Annotated in this window: 9 protein-coding genes; all 9 read right to left on the bottom strand. The window is 65.0% G+C overall.

The window, feature by feature from the left end; genetic code table 11:
• A partial coding sequence (locus EB084_15040) for a lysine--tRNA ligase (protein ID NDD29571.1) occupies nucleotides 1-928 on the bottom strand: 928 nt, incomplete at its 3' end.
• Between the two features lie 62 nt (nucleotides 929-990).
• Nucleotides 991-1,521 (bottom strand): transcription elongation factor GreA, encoded by a 531-nt coding sequence (gene greA / locus EB084_15035; GenBank protein ID NDD29570.1) that lies wholly within the window; start codon nucleotides 1,519-1,521, stop codon nucleotides 991-993.
• A gap of 54 nt (nucleotides 1,522-1,575) precedes the next feature.
• The gene (locus EB084_15030; GenBank protein ID NDD29569.1) at nucleotides 1,576-2,490 is read right to left on the bottom strand and encodes a quinate 5-dehydrogenase; all 915 of its coding nucleotides are present in this window, start codon (nucleotides 2,488-2,490) and stop codon (nucleotides 1,576-1,578) included.
• Nucleotides 2,491-2,519: 29 nt separating this feature from the next.
• Nucleotides 2,520-3,662 (bottom strand): shikimate dehydrogenase, encoded by a 1,143-nt coding sequence (locus tag EB084_15025; GenBank protein NDD29568.1) that lies wholly within the window; start codon nucleotides 3,660-3,662, stop codon nucleotides 2,520-2,522.
• A gap of 119 nt (nucleotides 3,663-3,781) precedes the next feature.
• On the bottom strand, nucleotides 3,782-4,273 hold the full coding sequence (locus EB084_15020; protein NDD29567.1) for a cyclase: 492 nt from the start codon (nucleotides 4,271-4,273) through the stop codon (nucleotides 3,782-3,784).
• A 19-nt stretch (nucleotides 4,274-4,292) separates the two neighbouring features.
• On the bottom strand, nucleotides 4,293-5,555 hold the full coding sequence (locus EB084_15015; protein NDD29566.1) for an aminotransferase class III-fold pyridoxal phosphate-dependent enzyme: 1,263 nt from the start codon (nucleotides 5,553-5,555) through the stop codon (nucleotides 4,293-4,295).
• A gap of 163 nt (nucleotides 5,556-5,718) precedes the next feature.
• Nucleotides 5,719-6,705 carry a tRNA dihydrouridine synthase DusB gene (dusB, locus tag EB084_15010; GenBank protein NDD29565.1) on the bottom strand — a complete coding sequence of 329 codons (987 nt, stop codon included), beginning with the start codon at nucleotides 6,703-6,705 and terminating at the stop codon, nucleotides 5,719-5,721.
• A 31-nt stretch (nucleotides 6,706-6,736) separates the two neighbouring features.
• Nucleotides 6,737-7,525, bottom strand: coding sequence for a type III pantothenate kinase (locus EB084_15005; GenBank protein NDD29564.1), 789 nt, complete (start codon nucleotides 7,523-7,525; stop codon nucleotides 6,737-6,739).
• The gene (locus EB084_15000; protein ID NDD29563.1) at nucleotides 7,515-7,901 is read right to left on the bottom strand and encodes a hypothetical protein; all 387 of its coding nucleotides are present in this window, start codon (nucleotides 7,899-7,901) and stop codon (nucleotides 7,515-7,517) included. The genes EB084_15005 and EB084_15000 overlap by 11 nt, the downstream gene beginning before the upstream one ends.
• Between the last annotated feature and the right edge of the window lie 48 nt (nucleotides 7,902-7,949).

The following is a 7,949-nucleotide window of genomic DNA, read 5'->3' as shown; positions in this document are numbered from 1 at the left end:
CTTCCATGCGCAGGCGGGGGAACGGTGGCGTCAGATCGAGGTCGTAGTCGCCGAACTTGATCTGAAGCGAGCCGTTCACCTCGCGACAGGCTTCGACGAGGATCTGCTCGGTGATGCGCATCATGTCTTCGTAGTCGGCGTACGCCTCGTACAGCTCGAGCATGGTGAACTCGGGATTGTGGCGGGTTGAGATGCCCTCGTTGCGGAAGATGCGCCCGATCTCATAGACCTTCTCGAGACCGCCCACGATGCATCGCTTGAGGAACAGCTCGGTGGCGATGCGCAGGTTCAGCTGCAGATCGAGGGCGTTGTGATGGGTCAGGAACGGCCGCGCCGTGGCGCCTGTAGCCAGGGTGAGAAGCGTCGGCGTCTCGACCTCGAGAAAGCCCCGCCCGTCGAGCAGGCGTCGGATGACCGAGATCATCCGGCTGCGCTTGACGAACACGTCGCGCACCTCGGGGTTGGCGATGAGATCGACATAGCGCTCCCGATAGCGCGTATCGACATCCTTGAGGCCGTGCCACTTCTCCGGCATCGGACGCACGGACTTCGTGAGGAGCTCGAGCGCGGCGACAGAGATGCTGAGCTCGCCCCTTCGCGTGCGAAAGACGTGTCCCTCAACACCGACAAGATCGCCCACCTCGATGTGCTTGAGCTGCTCCCAGGGCCCCTCGCCCAGCACGTCCTTCTTCAGGTAGAGCTGCACCCCGCCCGTGAGATCAGAGAGGTTGGCGAAGACAACCTTCCCCTGGTCACGCTTGGCCACGAGCCGGCCCGCCAGCCGAACTGTGTCGCCCGTATCGTCGCCGGTGAGATGCTCCCACTGAGAGAGCACCGGACCAACGGAGTGTGTGCGCTCGAAGCGCCGACCGTATGGCTCGACGCCCGCCTCCTGCAACGCGTCGAGATGCAGCAGGCGGTTGCGCATGTGCTCGCTGAGATCAGGGGTGCTCTCTTCGGGAAGATCGTCGGTGACCACGGGAGCCTGGCTCACTTGCGGCGCGATACCTTCGCGTGCTCCTTGGCCTCCTTGGTGATCTTGACCACCTTGTACTTGACGATGAGGCCGTCCGGGACCTTGACCTCGACGACGGTCCCCTTCTTCTGGCCCTGAAGGGCGGCGCCGAGCGGCGACTCGTCGGAGATCCGGCCGATGGGCGTGGCCGAAGGGTCGGCCTCGTTGGTGCCCACGATCTGGAACTCGAGGTCTTCTCCGGCATCGAGGTCCTTGAGCTGCACCACGCTGCCCACGCTCACCACATCGGTGTGGATGTCGGAATCGTCGAGGATCTTCGCATTGCGAAGCATGTTCTCGAGGTTGTTGATCTCGCCGTCGACGAACGCCTGCTCTGCCTTGGCGTCTTCGTACTCGCTGTTCTCCCCGATCTCGCCGAACTCCTTGGCCTGGCGGATGCGATCAGCGACCTCGCGACGCTGGTGGGTCTTCAAGTGCTCGAGACGTGCTTCGAGCTTCTTGAAGCCCTCTCGGGTCAGCGTGATTTCCTTCTGGGGTTCGGGCATGGTGCCTCCTTTGGAATGTGCGGCCTGCGTCGGCCGCGGTTATCGCAGATGTTCTCAGGGGTTCAGGCTCACAACGCGGGGCTGGAGCCCGAGCCGATCGATGAGCGCGAGGTAGTCGTCAGGGGTGACGTCGGCCCAGGCCTTGCCGAGCAGCACGAGGAGCGCGGCCTCGAGGACATTGGTGCCGAAGCTTCGCCCCTCGAACTCCGGCGTCGTGGCCACGAGCCACGACGCGCCACGACGCTTCAGCTCTGCCAGGTCATCGGAGGTGACCGTGTTCGTGATCACGACCTTGCCGTCCATTCGCGCAGGCATGAACTTGCGGATGAAGTGGAAGTCGCCCGCCACGATCTCGGCATCGTCGTAGTAGCGCGTATGCTTCTCCTCGGGGGCCTTGTCCTGCTGCTTGCCCGTGGGGTAGATGAAGCTGATGGGCATCTTTGCCACCTCGGGCAGCAGCTTGTCGGCGTAGTCGGCCAGCTCATCGAGCGAGGTGATGAGCTGGTCCTTGCCGATGGAGAAGATGAGATCGCCGTAGGAGACCGAGGCCCCTGCCTCTTCCAGGGCTTCGGCCATGCCGAAGCGATCCATGCCGCACACAACCAGGGTCTTGCGGCCTCGCAGCGGGATCTCGGCTGCCCGCGTGGCCGCAAGCGTTCGTATGACCTGCCGCTCGAGCGAGTTCTTCAGACCGCTGCCATCGACCACGGGCGTCTTCTTGACCATGTTCATGAGGCGCAGGCCGTCGCGCAGCGCAAAGCGCTCGCGCCGCGAGTAGAGGTAGACGTCAATGCCGCCGAGACCGATGGCGTCGACGTTGCCGTCGAGCTCGGCCAGAAGGGCCTGCGCCTTGCGAAAATCACCGTCGGTGCCGACCCTGCGGATGCGGAAGGTCTCTCCCAGGAGGGCAGCCTCGACCTCGTGGTCACGCCGCGACGAGCCGAGGCTGACGCTCACGACGGTGCGCACGGCCCGCGCGGTCAGAGGCGCCTGCTCGATCACCGCGCCCCCTCCTTGAAGCCGTCGACGGCAAACACCCGTACCTTGCCCTTGCGGCTGTCGATAGCCGCCTGGCGCACGGCTGCGATGTCGTCGTCGGTGACGAAGCGATCGAAGCTGCGGAAACCTGCCAGCTTGAAGCCGTGCTTGTCGGCGATGCGCGCGATCTCCTCGACCTGCTCGATGCGAATGCCCCTGCCGAGGGTGAAGTTCTCGTATCTCCCCTCGAGCGCGAGGAGGATGGTCTCCGCCATGCAGGCCAGCGAGATGCGTGGCGGATAGCCGAAGTCGAAGTCGAAATCCATGCGCTCGCCGGGAATCTCGACCATTCCGCCCTCGATGACCAGCACGTCAGGACGCTGGCTTGCCACCTCACGACACACGTCATGCGGAAGGGAGACGTCGCACACCAGGGCCCCCGGCTTGAGGTCATCGGCCGTGATGATGTTCCCCGTGCTGCTGGTGGCCGTGATGATGATGTCAGCATCACGCACCCCGGGAGAGACCTCGGTGAAGATGTCGGCCTCACGGCCGCAGTCTTCCTTGATGGTCTGTGCGATCTTCTGAAGCCGACCGCGATTCCTCGCCACCAGGACGATCTCACGCACCTTGCGCGCCATGATGCGGGCGCACACGCTGCCGATGGAACCGCTGGCCCCCACCACGGCGCAGCGCACCGAGTCGAGCTCCATGCCAAGGCGCCGCGCCGCCTCGAGCGCACCCTGAAGCGCCGTGGCAATGGTGTACGAGTTGCCGCTGGTCACCGCCAGGTCAGGGACGCGCGACGCCACGGTGATTCCGGCGTCACCCACAACAGAGGTGTAGCCTCCGAGACCCACGATGCGCGCGCCGCGCTCCTGCCCGAGGCGAGCACCCGCCACGATCTTCTGGTAGATGACCTCGCGCGGCATCGACACGAACTGCGACGGGAGATAGGGGACCAGGGCAAACCAGCCCTCGGCCTGCTTGCCCGCCTTTGACTCGATTCCCGTCACGTGGGCCGTGATGTTGGTGGGCATCCACTCGAGAACCTTGCGAACGAGAGGCTCGCGCTTGTTCGCGGCCTGGGGCTCGTAGCGCACCACGTCGCGCATGTCGAGCGGATGGATGAGGAAGACGAAGCGCTCGAGCGCGTCACGCATGGCCGCGGCCGACGAGGTGGAACGCTCGCCGGTTCGCGGAAGGATCGAAGTTTCGGTGGGCACCCGTGTTACCTCCAGAGGCCCTTGATGTTGATGCTCGGCATGTCGCCGAGTCAAGGTCAGGTCGAGAGCTCGGCGGTCGACGGCTTCTCGGCCGATGCCGCCGTCTCGCGACCCTGGCTTTCGACGTGCTGCTTCATGCCGCGCAGCATCATCTGGGAGTTCTCACGCACCTTGATCTCGAGCGTGGGCCCGATGAGCTCGGTGAGATTGGGAATTCCAAAATCGAACTCGACACCGAGCGTGACGCGGGTGCCGCTGCCCTCGCGCTGAAAGCGCCAGTCTCCCTCGAACTTGTCGAGGTCGCCCTCGATGAGGCGATAGCGTATGGTATGGCTGGCGCTGTCGAACTCATCGACCTCCGTCCAGACGAGGGGTGTGCCTTCGACATCGGTGACCCACTCGGTCGTGGTACAGCTGCCATCGCGCTGGAGAACCGTGACCGACTCCACGTCCGGCATGTACTGAGGGTACTTCTCCATGTCGCAGGCGATGGCGTAGACCGCCTCGATGTCGCCCTCGATGTAGATCTGCTCCTCCACGTATGGCACGTGTCTGCGGTCCTCCTGACTAGACCTTGAACATGGTCCGCGCGCGTTTCACGGCGGCCTCGAATGCACTGACGGCTTGATCGACCTCGGAGGTCGACACGATGAGCGGGGGCTCGAAACGAATCACGCGCGGCATGTTGAGGGTGTAGACCCCGATCACACCCTGGTGCGCCATCTCGAGCATGACGATGCCGCCGAAGCGCTCCTCGGCGAGCTCGACGCCCACCATGAGACCGCGTCCGCGAACCTCAGCCACGATCTCCGGATGGCGCGCGGCCACCTCATTGAGGCCTTCGATGAGCAGGTAGCCCATCTCGGTGGCCCGCTCGGCCAGTCGCTCCTCTTGAATGACCTCGATGGTGGCGAGGCCAGCGGCGCAGGCCATGGGCGACCCCCCGAACGTGGAGGTGTGGATGAGCGGGTTGGGCCCCAGTGGCTGCCAGACCCGTGGCGTGCCCACCAGTGCACCCATGGGCATGACGCCCCCTCCGAGCGCCTTGGCGTTGACCAGGATGTCCGGCTCCACGCCCCAGTGCTCGACCGCCCACATCTTGCCCGTGCGCGCAAGTCCGGTCTGCACCTCGTCAACGATGAGCAGCACGTCGTGCCGACGGCAGATCTCCTGCACGCGCGGGAGGTAGTCGTCGGGCGGGACATGGATGCCCCCCTCTCCCTGGATGGGCTCGACGATGACGGCTGCCGCGAGGCCGTCGAACGCGACGATGGCCTGCTCTACCGCATCGGCATCACCGAAGGGCACGTGACTGACCGCGGGGAGTAGGGGCTCGAACGGGGTCTTGAAGAGATCGCGGCCGGAGGCGGAGAGCGACCCGAAGGTCTTGCCGTGGTAGGAGTTCAGTGTGGCGATGATGCCCGGCTTCCCCATGGACAGGCGCGCCAGCTTCAGGGCCCCTTCCACCGACTCCGTTCCGCTGTTGCAGAAGAAGGAGTACTGGAGCGCGCCCGGCGTGATCTGGGCGAGGCGCTCTGCAAGGTCGGCCATGGGCTTGTTGAAGAACATCTTGGCCGACAGCGGCATCTTGTCGAGCTGCTGGCGAACGGCCTCGACCACGCGCGGATGCCGATGGCCGAGATTGAAGACGCCGTACCCGCCGGCGAAGTCGAGGTAGGCGCGACCATCGACGTCAAAGACCCGCGTGCCTTCGCCCACCCACTCGAGGGCGCCGAAACCACCGAACTTGAGCAGGCGGACGAGCGAGGGGTTGTAGTACTTGCGGTACTTCTCCTCGACCTCGCGGAGCAGCTCCTTGCCCGTTCGGATCTCAGGCTGTACACCAATGGCCAATGAAGGTTCCTCCGTGCTCGATGCGTTGGGGCCGCTGACACCGGATCCCGGCCCCAAAAGGCACCCATGTTCGTTCGGATGTACCGATCTCCTGCTCCTGACCTGCGCGATGCAGGTCACGAAGGGCGCTGCACCCGACCTAGGCGACGCGGTCGGCGGCCAGCGTCACCTCGAAGTACTCCGCGACCGCTTCCGACAGCTCATCGATGTGCTCCATCCGGAAGACCTTCTCGCGGAAATGGGCCGAGTTGGGCAGCCCCTTGACGTACCAGCTCAGGAACTTGCGCATCTGCACGAGTGGCGCCCCCTCACCCTCGCGCTGATGCACCAGCTCGAGGTGCTCGAGGATGAGCCGCAGCTTCTCCTCGAGGGTGGGCGGCGGCGCCTCCTGGCCGGTCTGCCAGAGGTGCACGCACTCCCTGAATATCCAAGGGTTGCCTCGGCACGCTCGCCCGATCATCACGGCGTCGCAGCCGGTCTCGGAGAGCATTCGCATGGCAGAGGCCGCCGAGTCGATATCGCCGTTCCCGATGACGGGAATGCGCGCGCGCTCTTTCAGCGCCTTGATGAACGGCCAGTCAGCGGTTCCCGAGTAGGCCTGCTCGCTGGTTCGCGCGTGGATGGCGATGGCCTGCACGCCGGCCTCCTCCGCCACGCGCAGGATCTCGAATGCGGTGAGGGAGCTGTCATTCCAGCCCTTGCGGATCTTCACCGTCACCGGGATGGAAACCGCCTTCACAACCTTCTCGAGCGCGTTCCCGACCTCGGCCGGACGACGGCAGAAGATGGCGCCGCTGCCGGACTTGGCAATCTTGGGAACCGAGCAGCCGAGATTGATGTCGACGATGTCTGCCCCGGTGGCCTCGACCTTTCGAGCCGCCTCGGCCAGCACGTCACCGTCGCTGCCCATGAGCTGGATGGCGATGGGCTTCTCGATGGGACGAAAGAAGAGTCGCCCCAGGGTAGCCTTGGCGCCGATCTCAGCCAGAACCCACGACGAGACCATCTCCGAGGTCACCATGCCGCATTGATAGCGACGGGCGAGGATTCGAACGATGGAATCGGTGACACCCGCCATGGGAGCCATGAAGAAAGGGTTGGGAAACGTGACGTGGCCGATTCGCATGCCGGAGATTATACACAGGCAAAGAACCGCGTCAAGCAGAGGGCGGTCGGTTGCGCAGATAGATGCGCCGCAGGCCCGTGAGCATGATGTCCGGGATGAGCGCGTCGATGTGCCTGCATGCCCCGACCAGGGTCTGCGCCAGCCCCCCCGTTGCAACGACGCGCGCGTGCTCGCCGAGCTCGCCCTTGAACTGCGCCACGAGCCCGTCGAGCATCGCTGCATGGCCCAGCAGAAGTCCGGCCTGCATGGCGTGCACCGTGTTCGTTCCCCAGGGCTTCGGAGGGCGCTCATAGACGATGCGCGGCAGATGCGGCGCCCGCTGGTACAGCGCCTCCGCCGAGACCGCCAGGCCTGGCCCGATGGTGGTTCCCAGGAATCCGCCTGTCGCGTCGACGGCCGAGATGGTGGTGGCGGTGCCGGTGTCGATGATGATGAGCGGCCCCCCGAACCTCGCGAACGCCTCTTCGGCAGCCACGATGAGGTCGGCACCGACCTGATGAGGTGCGTCGGTGAGGATCCGGATGCCGAGAGAGACGTCGGCGGTCACGAAGAAGGGCGGTCTGCCGAGGTGGCGCGTGCACAGATCGGTGAGCACCGGGGCCAGTGCAGGGACCACGTTCGAGATGGCCACCCCCTCGAGGCTGCGCGCATCGAACCCCTCGTGTGTCATCAGCGACTTCAGCATGACACCATACTCGTCGGCGGTGCGCTGACGGTCGGTGTGAAAGCGAAACGAGCGGGCGAGCGTCTCGCCCTGGAAGAAGCCGATGACCAGGTCGGTGTTGCCGAGATCGAGGGCCAGCAACAGGTCACCCTTCATCGCCGTCTCCCGCGTCCTCGCCTCCCTCTTCCTGGGCCTCGAGCCGCCCGCTCAGAGACTCGAGAAACGCCTCCTCGAAGTCCTCGACCAGGTCTCGCAGGTGCAGCAGGTGCATGCGAACGTCGCCAAACATCTCGAACACCTCTTCTCCGCCTTCGGCTGTCTCTGGCGCCGACTTCTCGGGCAGCTCGAGAAACCCGGGCAGCACATCGGTGTACAGCTGACGCGCGGCCACGAAGATCTCCGCGAGGCGATAGGCCACGATCTCCTGCTGAGGCGCCTGGACGATGCTGGTCTGACGAAGTCGGGTGAGCAGCACCTTGCGAATGGCCTGCTCCTGTTCCATCTGGCTCTGCGCCGAGTCGAGCTCACGCACGCTGAGTCTCCTCCTCTGAATGAGATGGGCTGTGGCGGGCCAGCCAAG

Source organism: Pseudomonadota bacterium, from assembly GCA_010028905.1.
GTDB lineage: Bacteria > Vulcanimicrobiota > Xenobia > RGZZ01 > RGZZ01 > RGZZ01.
The sequence above is the reverse complement of the archived record's forward strand: the minus strand, read 5'-3'. Positions and strand labels throughout refer to the sequence as shown.